This window comes from Bradyrhizobium sp. HKCCYLRH3059 (assembly GCF_051168035.1).
GTDB lineage: Bacteria > Pseudomonadota > Alphaproteobacteria > Rhizobiales > Xanthobacteraceae > Bradyrhizobium.
The window spans coordinates 336,992-351,003 of sequence record NZ_JBNPUF010000001.1 but is presented as its reverse complement, the minus strand read 5'-3'; the positions used below and the strand labels follow the sequence as shown (position 1 = coordinate 351,003).

Sequence of the window (14,012 nt, the reverse complement as noted above, 5' to 3'; positions counted from 1 at the left end):
GAGAGCCAGGGTGTTACAGCGGCAGCTCAGGCTCTCTCCGCCCGTTGCGGCGCCCGTTGGTCTCGGTCGGGGACGTCGACGAGCGGACGAAGCTCCAGCGGATCGACGGGGCCTGCTGCGCGTCCTGCCGGATCACCAGTTGCGTGGTGCGGCGCGGACCGTCATTGCCGGCGAGAAACACGCTGTCCTCGAGGTCGACGCGATCGTCGAACGTCTCGAACGTCCAGACCTCGCGATTGGGCAGCACCAGCATGGCGCCGCGGCCGTCGCTGAGCCGGCTGGCCTTGACGGCCGGGTGCAGGTGGAAGCGCAGCGCGTAGTCCGATCCGCCGCCGCGAAGCCGCGCGCCCTGCGCCGGCGTCACGGTGTCCTCGCCGTCGAGCCGCGAGCCGTCCTCGGCCGCCACCAGCACGCGACGATGGATCAGGCCGAATTTCGCCGCGTAGCCGTTGTGCGAGGTCGACAGCACGGTGCCGTCGGGCACGATCTCGCGGAAGTTCTCGACCCGCGTCGGACCCGATACGATCGGCGCGCCGTGCAGCAGGCGCTTCATCGCCGACATCTCGACGAAGGTGCAGGACGAGGTGTTGTGGTAGGTCAGCGTTGAATGTGCCACCGTGCTGCGCGCAAAAGCGCGCCAATTATCGCGGCCGGTCGACGGCATGCCGCAATTGATCACGATGCGGCACGGTCCGGAGGACATCTCGAAGGCGAGGCAACCGGCATGGGCCTCATGGCTCAGATGCGGTGGCGGCGGCGGACCGGTATCGACGATCACCGTCATCGGTCCGGCATCGAGCCGCTGGAAACCGGAATGCGGCATGCTCGCCATCGGCGTGCCGTGGGTGTCGTCGTAGGCGAGCAGGGTCGCCAGCAGGTCGGACGGGGTGCCGCCCATGCCATTGAACAGCGCCATGTTGCCGTCGCCGTGGCGGAAGAAGCGCAGCATCGGCATCATGCGGTCGATGGCGTTGAGCAGCGCCGGCGGCGGGGCGATGTTGCGGGCCGCAAACGTCTGCCGCAGCGGCAGCAGGTCGATCAGCAATTCGATCAGCGCGCCCGGATTGCGCGAGACGTGGCCGCCATCGGGCAGGATCTGCCGCTGCAACTCGTCGGAGAGTTTCCGGGTCGCGCTGCGGATGTGCTTGGCCTGGTTGGCGAGGCACAGCGCGGCGTAACACAGTGCGATCAGCACCTGCAGCCGCGGCGCGCCATCCGGGATGTCGATCGTCGAATAGCGCAGATAGCGGATCTCGCGGGTCAGCCCGCGCAGATAGCGGCGATAGAACTTGCCGTCGGAATCGGCCAGCACCAGCGGCGCCTGCGACAGCAGCGAGATCACCCGCCGCGCCAGCACGTCGGCGCGCCGGCTCAGCGGATGGCGGCCGATCTGGTTAGTGATCCAGTCGTCGACCAGAGCACGGGCATTGGCGCGGGTCAGCGCGGTGTCGGCTGCGCGCAGATGTCGCAGCCAGCCGAAGCCGAGCAGGGCCACCTCCCAGTCCTCCGACGGCGGCTCCAGGTCGAAGATCGAGCGGCCATGGCAGGTCACGATCTTGCCGGCGAAGACGAAGCGGCCGGCGTAGATCTCGGCCGCCCGCGTCGCGTCCGACGTGCGCAGGTCATGCGGCGCAATGATGAGTCGGTCGGCGCGACCGGGCCACAACCCGGACACGGATACCGATACACCGCTGACGTTGGACATCAGGCTGCGCGCAAAGCGGCCCATCACCAGCGTCGATATGCGTCTGCGTTGAGCGGCGGACACGCCAAGCCTTGGATTCAGAGGGGGATTCGGTTGCGCATCCTTCATAGATCGCAACTGCCGCCGATACACCATTTTTGGCCCCGGTGCAGCACCATCGCGGGACCAGAATCTGGTGCAAAATCAGGATTTAACGGACTAACGCAACGCCGACGCCCTTAAAGCCCGACCGACGCAGGGCCGGCGCACGGCGCACGATGACACGCTCACGGCCGCCGCTCCAGTCTCGCCGCATAAAAACCATCGAGACCGCCGAGCCGGGGGTCCTGGTGCGGCAAATGGCAGGGCAGCGTGCGCAGGTCGCCGGCCGGAGTGACCAGCTCGGCCAGTCCCGCCACCTCGCCAGGGGTAACGGGGATGCGGCGCAGCTCGGTGGATTCGGCCAGCACGCGCTCGACCACCTGCTCGCCCTCCTCGGGCTCCAGCGAACAGGTGCAGTAGACCAGGGTTCCGCCCGGCTTGATCAGGCTGCCCGCCCTGGTCAACAGCCGCGCCTGCAAGCCCGACAACGCGGCGATGTCGGCCTCGCTGCGCAACCAGCCGACGTCGGGATGACGCCGAATCGTGCCGGTCGAGGTGCAGGGCGCATCGAGCAGCAGGCCGTCGAAGCCGCCGCTGTCGGCGGGCTGCCATTCGGCGGCGTCGGCCACGACCGTCTCGGCGGTCAGCTGCAGCCGGGTCATGTTGTCCTTCAGCCGGTTCATCCGGGCCGGCGACCGGTCGACCGCGGTGACGCGGGCGCCGGCATGGGCGAGCTGAGCCGTCTTGCCGCCTGGCGCCGCGCAGAGGTCGGCGACGGCCTTGCCGCTGATGTCGCCGAGCAGGCGCGCAGGCAAGGCGGCGGCGGCGTCCTGCACCCACCATTGTCCCTCGGCGAAGCCCGGCAGCACCGTCACCGAACCATGCAGCACGGTGCGCACGGTGCCGGTCGACAGCACCTCACCATGCAGCCGCGACGCCCATTGCGCCGGGTCCGACTTCACCGTGAGGTCGAGCGACGGCTCCTGGCCGAGCGCCGCGGCGATGTCCCTGGCGGTCGCTTCGCCATAATGATCGATCCAGCGCTTGAGCAGCCAGGGCGCGATGTCGAGCGGCTGACCGGTGGCATCGTCGAGCAGGGTTGCGCCCTCGCGCGCGCAGCGCCGCAGCACCGCGTTGACGAGCCCGGCATATTTCGCTGCGCGGCGGTCGGCCTGCACCAGGCGGACGGAGAGGTCGACGGCGGCGTGGTCAGGAACGTCCATCCAGAGGATCTGGGCAGCGCCGATCAGCAGCGCGCTCTGCGCCCGCGGCGCGTCGGTCGGCACGCCGCGATCCAGCAGCCGCGACAGCACGTGACCGAGCGTTCCAAGCCGCCGCAAGGTGGTGGCGACCAGCCGGCGCATCAGCGCGCGGTCGCGGTCGGCCAGATGCTTCAGTCCGGGATGTGCGCCGGTCCCGTCGAGCTGATCGTCGAGGGTGCGATGCTTGTGCAGCACGCCGTCGACCACGTCGGCGGCGATGCGCCGTGCCGCCAGGCCTGGGACTTCGGAAGGGGTCGCAAAACGCGGCGGAGGCATGCCTGGGAATTACTCGCGAAAGAAGAAAGGCAGTTCCGCGACCATCGGGTGCATGCCATCAGCTTGCGGGTCCTCTGTCACCGGAATATGCCAAATGTAAGAATCGGCTCTGCTTTTATTAGCCCTGTTTTTTCATGGGTGGGCACACGATCTGATGAGGTCGGGAACGAACCGGTTCAACGGTGGAATGGTACGATGAGTAACGAGCCCAAGAGCGAGTCCAAGAGCGGGCCTGAGACCAAGCCCGCATTGTCGGTGGTCGCCAGCAACGAAGCGCCGCGCAAGCCGCTTTCGCCGGCTGCGCAACGCGCGCTCGCCGAAGCCGAGGAGCGCCGCCGTCTGGCGGCCGAGCAGGCGAAGCCGGTGCCGAAAGAACTGCAGGGGCCGAAAGGGCCGGAGCCGACCCGGTACGGCGACTGGGAGAGAAAGGGAATCATCTCGGACTTCTGACGGGATCTCCGCGCGCGGCTTGCGTTGTTCGGCGCCGGGGTTGCCGGTCCCGCGTTCTCCGCACTCGCGTATCGCAGCGGTGACTCAGCGCGTGACCACCACCGTCGTGCCGATCGACACGCGCTCGTAGAGGTCGGTGATATCCGGGTTGAGCATGCGGATGCAGCCGTAGGACACGTAGCCGCCCACCGAATTCGGCACGTTGGTGCCGTGGATCGCATATTCGCCGCCGGCGAGCGTCAAGGCGGCAACGCCCATCGGATTGCGCGGCGAGCCGCCGGGAATGACGTCCGGCAGCTCCGGCTTGTCGCGCTTGACGTCGGCGGGCGGAGCCCAGGCCGGATTCTTGTACTTGCCGTCGATCTTGGTGGTGCCGGCCCATTGCCGGCCGGCCTTGCCGACGCCGACCGTGTAGCGCAAGGCGTGGCTGCCATCGAGCACGAGATAGAGTTTCCGCTCGCCGGTCCTCACGACGATGGTGCCCGGCGAAAAGTCGCCGGCGACGGCGACCAACTCGGGACGGGCCGACGCAGAGCCGGCCGTCGTGACCATGGTTCCGATCACCGACGCGGCCAGCATCGCCGCCTTCATTGCCAGCCTGACCGCCCCAGTCCGCATGGTCATCCCCTCAGCCGATTCCGCGGCGCCTGCTCCCCGGCCGGGAGCACGCAGATCGCATGAGGAAAGGAAAACTCTGTCTGCGAGTAAATGACCTGAAAACAACACTCCCGCGGAATCAGCCGCGGGAGTGCGATGAGACTTGACGATTGCGGCGAACGCGCTTCGCGCCCGCGGGGCACGGCGTGCTTACGCCTGCTTCTCCTTGCGGTTCTGCCGGTGCTGGACGAGATCATCGACCACGCCGGGATCGGCAAGGGTCGAGGTGTCGCCCAGCGCGCCCGGCTCGTCCTCGGCGATCTTGCGCAGGATGCGGCGCATGATCTTGCCGGAGCGGGTCTTGGGCAGGCCGGGGGCGAACTGGATCTGGTCGGGCGAGGCGATCGGGCCGATCTCCTTGCGCACCCAGGCGACGAGCTCCTTGCGCAGCTCCTCGGTCGGCTGCTCGCCGGCCATCAGGGTGACATAGGCGTAGATGCCCTGGCCCTTGATGTCGTGGGGATAGCCGACCACGGCGGCTTCCGACACCTTGGGATGGGCAACCAGCGCGCTTTCCACCTCGGCCGTTCCCATGCGGTGGCCGGAGACGTTGATGACGTCGTCGACGCGGCCGGTGATCCAGTAATAGCCGTCGGCGTCGCGGCGACAGCCGTCGCCGGTGAAGTACTTGCCCTTGTAGGTCGAGAAGTAGGTCATCTCGAACCGGGCATGGTCGCCATACACCGTGCGCATCTGGCCCGGCCAGGACCGGGTGAGGCAGAGATTGCCCTCGGTCGCGCCTTCCAGCGTCTTGCCGTCGGCATCGACGATCTCGGGCACGACGCCGAAGAACGGCCGCGTCGCGGAGCCCGGCTTCAGTCTGGTCGCGCCCGGCAGCGGCGTGATCAGGATGCCGCCGGTCTCGGTCTGCCACCAGGTGTCGACGATCGGGCAGCGGTCGTCGCCGACGACGCGGTGATACCACTCCCAGGCTTCCGGATTGATCGGCTCGCCGACCGAGCCGAGCAGGCGCAGAGACGCGCGCGAGGTCTTCTTCACCGGCGCGTCGCCGCCCTGCATCAGCGCGCGGATCGCGGTCGGCGCGGTGTAGAAGATGTTGACCTTGTGCTTGTCGATGACGTTCCAGAACCGCGAATTGTCCGGATAGTTCGGCACGCCTTCGAACATCAGCGTGACAGCGCCATTGGCCAGCGGCCCATAGAGGATGTAGCTGTGACCGGTGACCCAGCCGACGTCGGCGGTGCACCAGTAGACGTCGCCCTCGTGATAGTCGAACACGTATTGATGCGTCATCGCGGCGTAGACGAGATAGCCGCCGGTGGTGTGCAGCACGCCCTTGGGCTGGCCGGTCGAGCCCGAGGTGTAGAGGATGAACAGCGGATCCTCCGCATTCATCGGCTCGCACGGGCATTCGGTGGTCACCATCTCGGCGGCCTCGTGGTACCAGAGGTCGCGGCTCGGATTCATCTCGATCTTGCCGCCGGTGCGCTTGACCACGACGACCCAGTCGACATTGTCGACCTTGTTCAGCGCTGCGTCGACATTGGCCTTGAGCGGCACCTTGCGGCCGCCGCGCAGGCCCTCGTCGGCGGTGATGATGATCTTGGAATCGCAGTCCTTGATGCGCTGGGCGAGCGAGTCCGGCGAGAAGCCGGCGAACACCACCGAGTGGATGGCGCCGATGCGGGCGCAGGCCAGCATCGCATAGGCGGCCTCCGGGATCATCGGCAGATAGATGGTGACGCGGTCGCCCTTCTTGACGTTGCGGTTGCGCAGGATGTTGGCCATCCTGCACACCTCGTCGTGCAGCTCGCGATAGGTGATGTGCTTCGACTGCGAGGGGTCGTCGCCTTCCCAGATGATCGCGGTCTGGTCGCCGCGGGTGGCGAGATGGCGGTCGATGCAGTTATAGGCGGCGTTGAGGACGCCGTCCTCGAACCATTTGATCGAGATGTTGCCGGGTGCGTAGGAGACGTTCTCGATTCTCGTCGGCGCCTTGACCCAATCGACGCGCCTGGCCTGCTCGGCCCAGAAGCCGTTGGGGTCCTTGATCGAGCGCGCGTACATCTCCTGGTACTTCGCGTCGTCGACAAAGGCGCGTTTCGCCCACTCGGCCGGAACGTCGTAGATCTTCTCGGACATTTCACACCCTCCACATGCGGCCTGCCGTCGATCCCGCGCAGGCCATCGTTGTTCCCACTATGCGTCCGCGTAACCGGCGGCGACAAGGCAAGACAAGTAGGACCTTCGGCGGGGAGGCGGTCTGAGCAGGATCAAAGAATTGTGCGCGGAGGTTGCGTGCGCCGGCTGCGCCTCGGAGGTCGCTACAGTCTGCAGCATCAAGGTTACCCGGAATCGGGGCGCGTACCGGTATTTTGAAACCGCTTTGCCCAAAATTAGGGACTCGCTATCCGGCCCGTCACGCCCTAAATCGCCTTGAAGCTGTGGATAACCCGGCCGGAACCAAACCGGACTCCGGGGCATTGAGCGGATGAAAACGACGGCAGGGCGTCTAAAGCAATGATGGACCAGCAGAATTTCGAGAGCCCGCGGGTCGGCCCGGCCGATCCCGAGGTCGCGCTCGCGAAAGCGCTGGGCCAGTGGCCGCCCAAGCCGCCGCGCCGCAAGCTGAGCTTGAAGGATCTGGCCCACGCCAAGACCGCCGACGCGCAAGGCAATGCCAAGACCTCGGTCGAGGAACTCGCCAAGCGCATCGGGCTGAAGCTCGGCGACCAGACCGCGCTGACCATCCGCCGCATCAGGCGGGGCAAGAGCTATACCTTCATCCGCGCCAACGGCACCCCGATCCGCCACGCCGGCACCATCCGCCGCCTGCATGCGATGGCGGTGCCGCCGGCCTATCGCGAGGTGCGCTACGCCCCCGATCCGAACCTGCATCTGCAGGCGGTTGGCGTCGATGCCGCCGGCCGGCTGCAATACCGCTATCACGCCGACTGGGAGAAGGTGCGCGAGCATCGCAAGGCGCATCGCCTCGCCAAGCTGGTCGGCGCGCTGCCGCGCATCCGTCGCGCGGTGTCGAAACATCTCGCCGGCGACGAGCCGACGCGCGAGTTCGCGCTCGCTGCTGTCATCGAGCTGATCGCGCGCACGGCCATTCGCCCCGGCAACGAGTCCTATGCCCGGCTGAACGGCACGCGCGGCGCCACCACACTGTTGAAGTCGAACGTCACGCTCGAGGATGACTCCCTGGTGCTGACCTTCAAGGCCAAGGGCGGCAAGGCCGTGCGCAAGGAATGCGACGCCGCCAAGCTGGTGCGGGCCGTCGGCATTTTGCGCGGCGTGCCCGGCCGTCGCATGTTCCAATACCGCGACGCCCAGGGCGTGGTGCGCGCGGTCTCGACCACACAGGTCAACGCCTTCCTACGCGAGATCGCCGGCATCAAGATCTCGCTGAAGGATTTCCGCACGCTGATGGCCTCCGCCGTGGCGCTGGAGACCTTGTCGCGGATCACGCCGGCGGCGAGCGCGCGCGGCCGCAAGAAGCAGATCCTGGAAGCGATCCGCGCCGCCGCCGACGAGCTCACCAACACGCCGGCGATCTGCCGCAAGAGCTACGTGCACGACACCATCGTCACGGCGTTCGAGGACGGCATCCTCGAACGCTTCGCCGCCACCATGAAGGGCCAGCGCTCGCAGACGCGGCGCGAGCAATTGCTGGCGCAGGTGGTGACGGCGGTCTCGGCCTGACGCCGCAATTCATCAAGCCTGGCAGCGCGGCCCGATCTTGGCCGACGCAAGGAAGCGGGCGATCGGATCGAGCTGCCGGCACGGCGCCGCCGCGCTCTTCACCGGCGCGGCCTCGCGCTTGGCCGGCCGCAGCACGGTCGACTTGCTGGCCGGCTTGGCGCGGCGGGCAGCCGACGCACCACGTCCCTCCGCGCGCACGGCCCGCGAGAGCAGCGGCAGGCGCGCGCCTTCGTTGAGATCGAGCGGCGGTGTTTCGAAACTGCGATCGGACTCGTTCAACGTATCAACGCCGGGAATGGGCTCGCGGATCAGCGACGACGTCGCTTCGCCCGCGATGTCGCCGGGCGATACCGCGGCCAGCACCATCTTCGTTGCAAGCAAGCAGCAGATTATCACGAGGCAGAACCCCGCAATCCAGATCGTTCTGTTCACTGTAGGAAACCCCCGCCGATCGCGCCGGACAGTGCGGGACATCCCCTTCCCGCAGCCGGCGCCGTGCCGACCAATCAACCTTAAGAAAGTCTTACTCGCAATGTTTTCGGCAGGTTCGGCCGGGCTCGGCTCGCATTGTAGTTAATGGCGACGATGATCGGTCATCGGCGTCGGCCAATGACCGACAGAGAGCTGATCAGTTCGCAGCAGGCTGCGACATTCCGGCGCGGATCTCGTTCAATGAGTCGGCGAGACGATCTCGATGGCCGCAGGTTTCACGGATCACGTTAAATTAAGCGCCGAAACTCGCTTCTGAACGCGGCGTAGCTCGGCCTGACACGACGCAAGAGCACATCCGCTCAAGATCAGCATCGGTGTCGCAGTCGAACTCATCACGCGGCTCTGCCGCCGCCTTTCATAGGGAGCTACCCATGTCCAAGCGCATTGCCTTTCTCGCTGCCGCCGCCTTCAGCGCGCTGTCGCTGACCTCGACCTTCGTCGCGCCGGCGCGCGCCGAGGAGAAGACCGTGATGGTCGGAGGCGCGGCGATGTATCCGTCGAAGAACATCGTGCAGAACGCGGTCAACTCGAAGGATCATACGACGCTGGTCGCCGCGGTGAAGGCCGCCGGCCTCGTGCCGACGCTGGAAGGCAAGGGTCCGTTCACGGTGTTCGCGCCGACCAATACCGCGTTCGGCAAGCTGCCGGCAGGCACCGTCGACAGCCTGGTCAAGCCGGAGAACAAGGCGACGCTGACCAAGATCCTCACCTATCACGTCGTGCCCGGCAAGCTCGAGGCCTCCGACCTGAAGGACGGCCAGATGCTGAAGACGGTCGAGGGCGAGCAGCTCACCGTCAAGCGCGAGGGCAAGAACGTCATGATCGTCGACGCCAAGGGCGGCACCTCGATGGTGACGATCCCCAACGTCAACCAGTCGAACGGCGTCATCCACGTGGTCGACACCGTGCTGATGCCGGCGTCCTGAGGCCCGGCGCGACACCGGACACATCCGTTTCTTCCTCCTCCTCCTCGCGGATGTGACCAGGAGCGAGCCGGGCCGCCCCCGGCTCGCTTTTTTGTGAACGCGATAGTTTCTGCGTATCGTTTTGATCGGCGCCGCGGTGTAACGGAGCCCGCCGAGCCGGCGTATAATTGGCGTGACGAATGCAAGCGACGTAAATGCAAGCGACGGAGCCGACCGCCATGACGAGCGCCACCACCAGCGCCCCTTCGACCCTCGCGGCGACCGGGGGACCTGTAACCGGAGTCGCGACCAAGGTCGTTCAGCCGGCCTGGGTGCGCGTCATGCATTGGATCAACGCCGTCGCGATGATCATGATGATCATGTCGGGCTGGCAGATCTACAATGCCTCGCCGCTGTTCGACTTCCGCTTCGACCGCAGCTTCACGCTCGGCGGCTGGCTCGGCGGCGCGCTGCTGTGGCACTTCGCGGCAATGTGGCTGCTGATGCTGAACGGCCTTGCCTATCTCGTCACCGGTCTGGCCACCGGCCGGTTCCGCCGCAAGCTGCTGCCGATCTCGCCGGCGTCCGTCATCGCCGACCTCAAGGCCGCGCTGACCTTCAAGCTCGCCCATGACGACCTCACCGTCTACAACGCGGTGCAGAAGCTGCTCTATCTCGGCATCATCTGCGTCGGCATCGTCGTCGTGCTCACGGGCCTGTCGATGTGGAAGCCGGTGCAACTGCACTGGCTGGTGAGCCTGTTCGGCGACTATCCGGCGGCGCGCTACGTCCATTTCGTCTGCATGGCGCTGATCTGCGCCTTCCTGGTGATCCATATCCTGCTCGCGCTGCTGGTGCCGAAGAGCCTGCGCGCGATGATCATCGGCCGCTGAGAGGAGAGACAGCCATGGCGAAACGTCCGTTCTTCATTCCCGGCGTCGACAAGCGGCTCCTGATCAAGGACTCGCTGAAGGTGATGCCCGATCTCACGCGGCGCCGCTTCATCACCGGTGGCGCCAGCCTCGGCGCGCTGACCTTGCTCGCCGGCTGCGACGTCGTCGACGGCGACACCGCCGAGGAGCTGCTCAAGAAGGTCTCGAAGTTCAACGACGCGGTGCAGGCCTGGATGTTCAATCCGGATGCGCTGGCGCCGACCTTCCCGGAGAGCGCGATCACCAAGCCGTTCCCGTTCAATGCCTACTACACGCTCGACGAGGCGCCGGAGATCGACGCCGCCGACTGGAAGCTCGAGGTGCGCGGCCTCGTCGACAACAAGAAGTCGTGGACGCTGGATGAGCTGCAGGCGCTGCCCCAGGTGACGCAGATCACGCGCCACATCTGCGTCGAGGGCTGGAGCGCGATCGGCTCCTGGACCGGCACGCCGCTGCGCGACTTCCTCAAGCTGATCGGCGCGGATATCAGTGCGAAATATGTCTGGTTCAACTGCGCCGACAAGGACGGCTACAACTCGCCTTTGGACATGCGCACCGCGCTGCATCCGCAGACCCAGATGACCTTCAAGTTCGCCGACCAGATCCTGCCGCGCGCCTACGGCTACCCGATGAAGATCCGCGTGCCCACCAAGCTCGGCTTCAAGAACCCCAAATACGTCGTCGCGATGGAAGTCACCAACGACTACAAGGGCGGCTACTGGGAGGACCAGGGGTACAATTCGTTCAGCGGGAGTTGATCTCCCGCCAATCGAGCCCGGATGGCAGCCGCAATCTCCGCTGTCGTCCCTGCGAACGCAGGGACCCATAACCACCGGCCGTGATGAGGCAGGCAACTACCAGCCAGATCCCTCGATAGCGTCCGCGGTAGGGGTCCCTGCGTTCGCAGGGACGACACCGTCGATCAGGCTCGATCGGCGCGCTTCAACTTACCCTGCAGCGCCGCCATTGCCGCGCCCAACAGCAACAGCGCCGCCGACACATTCAACGCATAGGTCAGGCTCCCCATCGCATCGGTGATCGCGCCGACCGCGAACGGACCCAACGTCTGGCCGACGCCGAACGAGATGGTCAGCGCCGCGATCGCGCGCGGCCAAGCGGCTTGCGGCAGGTTGAAGCGCACGAAGGCCGTCGTCGCGGTCGTCACCGTCGAGAACGCGATGCCGAACACTGCGGCCGACAAGGTCAGCATGACGGGCGAATGGCTGAGCGAGGGCAGGGCGGCGCCGATCGCGTTGATGGTGAGGATGAGGGCGGTGGGCCAGCCGCCGCGATCGAGCGCCAGCACGCGCCGCCACACCCAGGGCGTGGTGAAGCCGGCGAGGCCAATGAGGCACCAGAAGCCGGATTGCGCCGCGGCGCCGCCGCCGAGGTCGCGGACATAGGCAATCATGAAGGTAAGATAGGCGATGTAGCCCGCGCCATAGAGGAAGTAGCCGAACAGATAGATCGCCATCGGCCGCAGCGAGACGCGGTCCGCGCGCGTCTCCGGCATGGCGGCGTTCGCTGGAAGCCGCATCAGCAGCAGCGGCACGATCAGCATTGCGCCGGCGCCTGCGAGCACCGCCCACACGATCCACCATGAGCCGGGCCCGAACGCCTGCAGCACGAACGGCGCGATCAGGCCTGAGATGACGATGCCGAGCGGCGGCCCGGCATAGAACAGGCTCAGCACGAAGCTCGCCTGCGCCGGCCGCGCCAAGGCGACCCGCGCCGCCACCGCGCCGCCGGCCACCAGCGCCACGCCGGCGCCGATGCCGGTCACGAGCCGCGCCAGGCTGAGCGCAATGAAGTCGCCCGTCATGGCGCAGACGACGAGAGAGACCAAAGCCGCCAGCGTGCCGCCGCGCACCGCGGTCAGCCCGCCGAACCGCCGGGCCGTCTGCGCGGCGATCAACGCCCCGATCAGATAGCCGGCGGCATTGACCGTGTTCATGAAGCCGGCCGCCGAATACGACCAGTGCAGCGTGTCGCGCATGTCCGGCAGCACCAGCGCATAGGCGAAGCGGCCGATGCCGAGACCGATGATGGGACCGAGCGACAGCGTGAGGTTGGTCAGCGCCGGGTGGGCCGGCGGCGGATCGGAACGGGAGATCGGCAAGACATGCTCCGGCGTGGCGCATATCCGGCAAATCATGCTGCTCGGCCGCCAGTTTCGAGCACAGTACAGCCTTGCCCGGCGCGACAGAAGGCGGGCGGCGGCAATGGTGGCTTGCCAACCGCGCAGGAGCGCTTTAGCACTCCGCCGATTTTGCAACTCTCGTCATTGCCGGGCTGCTGTCCCCGACCCATCGGGGCGAGCCGGCAATCCAACCAAAAGATGACGGATGTCCGGGCTCAGGCCCCGGCATGACAAGCCCCGTGAGGACAACGACCATGGCGACCCAGAAGCTCCTTTTGCTGCCCGGCGACGGCATCGGCCCCGAAGTGATGGCGGAGGTGAAGCGGCTGATCGGCTGGCTCAACGCCAAGGGGCTCGCCTCGTTCGAGACCGAGGACGGGCTGGTCGGCGGCGCCGCCTATGACGCCCACGGCGCCTCGATCTCGGAGGCCGACATGGACAAGGCCAAGGCGGCGGACGCCATCATCTTCGGCGCCGTCGGCGGTCCGAAATGGGACGGCGTTCCCTATGAGGTCCGCCCCGAGGCGGGCCTGCTGCGCCTGCGCAAGGATCTCGGCCTGTTCGCCAATCTGCGTCCTGCCGTGTGCTACCCGGCGCTCGCCGATGCCTCCAGCCTGAAGCGCGAGATCGTCGAGGGCCTCGACATCATGATCGTGCGCGAGCTCACCGGCGGCGTGTATTTCGGCGAGCCCAAGACCATCACCGATCTCGGCAACGGCCAGAAGCGGGCCGTCGATACCCAGGTCTACGACACCTATGAGATCGAGCGCATCGCCCGCGTCGCCTTCGACCTCGCGCGCAAGCGCCGCAACAAGGTGACGTCGATGGAGAAGCGCAACGTCATGAAGTCGGGCGTGCTCTGGAACGAGGTCGTCACCGCGGTTCACAATCGCGAATACAAGGACGTCACGCTCGAGCACCAGCTCGCCGATTCCGGCGGCATGAATCTGGTCAAGTATCCGAAGATGTTCGACGTCATCGTCACCGACAATCTGTTCGGCGACATGCTGTCGGACATCGCGGCGATGCTGACGGGATCGCTCGGCATGCTGCCGTCGGCTTCGCTCGGCGAGGTCGACGCCAAGACCCACAAGCGCCGCGCGCTGTACGAGCCGGTGCACGGCTCGGCGCCGGACATTGCCGGCAAGGGTCTCGCCAACCCGATCGCGATGCTGACGTCGTTCGGCATGGCGCTGCGCTACTCCTTCGACATGGGCGCGCTCGCCGACAAGCTCGACGCCGCCATCGCCGCCGTGCTCGCCTCCGGCCTGCGCACCGCCGACATCAAGGCCGAAGGCTCGACCCCGGCCTCGACCGCGCAGATGGGCGAGGCGATCATCAAGGAGCTGGAGAAGCTCACGGCGTAGTTGGAGCCGAGGTTCCGCCGCGCCGAAGGTGCACTCCCCTCCCCCTTGCGGGGAGGGGTCGGGGGGTGGGGGCCCG

General features: G+C 66.8%; 12 protein-coding genes. 6 read left to right on the top strand and 6 right to left on the bottom strand.

Going from position 1 to position 14,012, the window contains the following annotated elements:
- Positions 1 to 13: 13 nt before the first annotated feature.
- Both ACQR13_RS01640 and ACQR13_RS01635 read right to left on the bottom strand, forming a co-directional pair.
- Positions 14 to 1,729 carry a heparinase II/III family protein gene (locus ACQR13_RS01640; RefSeq protein ID WP_315825829.1) on the bottom strand — a complete coding sequence of 572 codons (1,716 nt, stop codon included), beginning with the start codon at positions 1,727 to 1,729 and terminating at the stop codon, positions 14 to 16.
- 242 nt (positions 1,730 to 1,971) lie between these two features.
- A complete protein-coding gene (locus ACQR13_RS01635) occupies positions 1,972 to 3,324 on the bottom strand; it encodes an RsmB/NOP family class I SAM-dependent RNA methyltransferase (RefSeq protein WP_315825748.1) in 1,353 nt (450 codons plus the stop codon).
- A 195-nt stretch (positions 3,325 to 3,519) separates the two neighbouring features.
- On the opposite strand from ACQR13_RS01635, the gene ACQR13_RS01630 reads away from it, so the two are divergent.
- Complete coding sequence (locus ACQR13_RS01630; RefSeq protein ID WP_434842120.1) at positions 3,520 to 3,774, top strand: DUF1674 domain-containing protein; 255 nt, start codon at positions 3,520 to 3,522, stop codon at positions 3,772 to 3,774.
- Between the two features lie 84 nt (positions 3,775 to 3,858).
- Here ACQR13_RS01630 and ACQR13_RS01625 read toward each other — a convergent pair whose 3' ends face one another.
- Positions 3,859 to 4,353 carry a L,D-transpeptidase gene (locus ACQR13_RS01625; RefSeq protein WP_409998633.1) on the bottom strand — a complete coding sequence of 165 codons (495 nt, stop codon included), beginning with the start codon at positions 4,351 to 4,353 and terminating at the stop codon, positions 3,859 to 3,861.
- A gap of 228 nt (positions 4,354 to 4,581) precedes the next feature.
- Positions 4,582 to 6,534, bottom strand: coding sequence for an acetate--CoA ligase (acs, locus tag ACQR13_RS01620; RefSeq protein ID WP_315715872.1), 1,953 nt, complete (start codon positions 6,532 to 6,534; stop codon positions 4,582 to 4,584).
- A 378-nt stretch (positions 6,535 to 6,912) separates the two neighbouring features.
- On the opposite strand from acs, the gene ACQR13_RS01615 reads away from it, so the two are divergent.
- Positions 6,913 to 8,100 carry a DNA topoisomerase IB gene (locus ACQR13_RS01615; RefSeq protein ID WP_316201906.1) on the top strand — a complete coding sequence of 396 codons (1,188 nt, stop codon included), beginning with the start codon at positions 6,913 to 6,915 and terminating at the stop codon, positions 8,098 to 8,100.
- A 12-nt stretch (positions 8,101 to 8,112) separates the two neighbouring features.
- Here the strand turns inward: ACQR13_RS01615 and ACQR13_RS01610 are convergent, their stop codons facing one another.
- Entirely contained in the window at positions 8,113 to 8,481 is a 369-nt protein-coding gene (locus ACQR13_RS01610; RefSeq protein ID WP_316167795.1) for a hypothetical protein, read from the bottom strand.
- A gap of 482 nt (positions 8,482 to 8,963) precedes the next feature.
- On the opposite strand from ACQR13_RS01610, the gene ACQR13_RS01605 reads away from it, so the two are divergent.
- The 3 genes from ACQR13_RS01605 (at position 8,964) to ACQR13_RS01595 (ending at position 11,187) form a co-directional block, all read left to right on the top strand.
- Positions 8,964 to 9,518, top strand: coding sequence for a fasciclin domain-containing protein (locus ACQR13_RS01605; RefSeq protein ID WP_315750597.1), 555 nt, complete (start codon positions 8,964 to 8,966; stop codon positions 9,516 to 9,518).
- 218 nt (positions 9,519 to 9,736) lie between these two features.
- Positions 9,737 to 10,390, top strand: coding sequence for a cytochrome b/b6 domain-containing protein (locus ACQR13_RS01600; protein ID WP_316169959.1), 654 nt, complete (start codon positions 9,737 to 9,739; stop codon positions 10,388 to 10,390).
- Positions 10,391 to 10,404: 14 nt separating this feature from the next.
- Positions 10,405 to 11,187: a molybdopterin-dependent oxidoreductase gene (locus ACQR13_RS01595; RefSeq protein WP_434842425.1), complete on the top strand. Its 783-nt coding sequence runs from the start codon at positions 10,405 to 10,407 to the stop codon at positions 11,185 to 11,187.
- Positions 11,188 to 11,351: 164 nt separating this feature from the next.
- On the opposite strand, the gene ACQR13_RS01590 is transcribed toward ACQR13_RS01595, so the two are convergent.
- Complete coding sequence (locus ACQR13_RS01590) at positions 11,352 to 12,548, bottom strand: YbfB/YjiJ family MFS transporter (protein ID WP_315825753.1); 1,197 nt, start codon at positions 12,546 to 12,548, stop codon at positions 11,352 to 11,354.
- A gap of 275 nt (positions 12,549 to 12,823) precedes the next feature.
- Here ACQR13_RS01590 and leuB point away from each other — a divergent pair, with 275 nt between their 5' ends.
- The gene (gene leuB, locus ACQR13_RS01585; protein ID WP_315750601.1) at positions 12,824 to 13,936 is read left to right on the top strand and encodes a 3-isopropylmalate dehydrogenase; all 1,113 of its coding nucleotides are present in this window, start codon (positions 12,824 to 12,826) and stop codon (positions 13,934 to 13,936) included.
- The last annotated feature ends 76 nt before the right edge of the window (positions 13,937 to 14,012 follow it).

Excerpts from the sequence above, each read along its gene's own strand:
- ACQR13_RS01640 (WP_315825829.1), bottom strand. The coding sequence starts at position 1,729 with ATGGGCCGCTTTGCGCGCAGCCTGATGTCCAACGTCAGCGGTGTATCG.
- ACQR13_RS01635 (WP_315825748.1), bottom strand. The coding sequence starts at position 3,324 with ATGCCTCCGCCGCGTTTTGCGACCCCTTCCGAAGTCCCAGGCCTGGCG.
- ACQR13_RS01630 (WP_434842120.1), top strand. The coding sequence starts at position 3,520 with ATGAGTAACGAGCCCAAGAGCGAGTCCAAGAGCGGGCCTGAGACCAAG.
- ACQR13_RS01625 (WP_409998633.1), bottom strand. The coding sequence starts at position 4,353 with ATGCTGGCCGCGTCGGTGATCGGAACCATGGTCACGACGGCCGGCTCT.
- acs (WP_315715872.1), bottom strand. The coding sequence starts at position 6,534 with ATGTCCGAGAAGATCTACGACGTTCCGGCCGAGTGGGCGAAACGCGCC.
- ACQR13_RS01615 (WP_316201906.1), top strand. The coding sequence starts at position 6,913 with ATGATGGACCAGCAGAATTTCGAGAGCCCGCGGGTCGGCCCGGCCGAT.
- ACQR13_RS01605 (WP_315750597.1), top strand. The coding sequence starts at position 8,964 with ATGTCCAAGCGCATTGCCTTTCTCGCTGCCGCCGCCTTCAGCGCGCTG.
- ACQR13_RS01600 (WP_316169959.1), top strand. The coding sequence starts at position 9,737 with ATGACGAGCGCCACCACCAGCGCCCCTTCGACCCTCGCGGCGACCGGG.
- ACQR13_RS01595 (WP_434842425.1), top strand. The coding sequence starts at position 10,405 with ATGGCGAAACGTCCGTTCTTCATTCCCGGCGTCGACAAGCGGCTCCTG.
- leuB (WP_315750601.1), top strand. The coding sequence starts at position 12,824 with ATGGCGACCCAGAAGCTCCTTTTGCTGCCCGGCGACGGCATCGGCCCC.